Here is a 444-nt window from a genome sequence, read left to right on the forward strand (position 1 = left end):
GCCAGTGCCGCCAGAAAGCCCAGAAGTCGAAACACGACGAGGTTGCGCCAGATTCCTGCGCAGATTGCCCGCATCGGCGGCTCGCACGATGGATATCCCACTCCGCTCTCTATGGCCATGTCTCCTTCAGCGAATGGAGACTATCTGAACATCATTCCATGCCCGAAGCCGCCCGACAGCCCCATGCCCATCATCGGCAGGACGATCTCGTCGGCTGCCTTCTTCTGCTGGTCGCTCAGCGTCGCGTACAGTTTCTCAACCGCCGCCCTGATCGATTTCACCTGTTCGAGGCGTGCTTCGAGATGGGTTTGCTGGTAGGCGAGCCGCTCGGGCAACGGCTTCTTCAGGAAGTCACCGTCATGAAATTCCTGCATCATACCGCGCATCAACTCGTTGTGTGCCTCGGCCGTGCTACGGATGACGCCGGCAAGCTCATCCCAGGCC

At 59.9% G+C, this 444-nt stretch carries 1 protein-coding gene; it reads right to left on the reverse strand.

Going from position 1 to position 444, the window contains the following annotated elements:
• Positions 1-140 precede the first annotated feature (140 nt).
• A partial coding sequence (locus EOA29_RS40085) for a Spy/CpxP family protein refolding chaperone (protein WP_189479207.1) occupies positions 141-444 on the reverse strand: 304 nt, incomplete at its 5' end.

It is taken from the genome of Mesorhizobium sp. M1E.F.Ca.ET.063.01.1.1 (genome assembly GCF_003998155.1).
Lineage (GTDB): Bacteria > Pseudomonadota > Alphaproteobacteria > Rhizobiales > Rhizobiaceae > Mesorhizobium.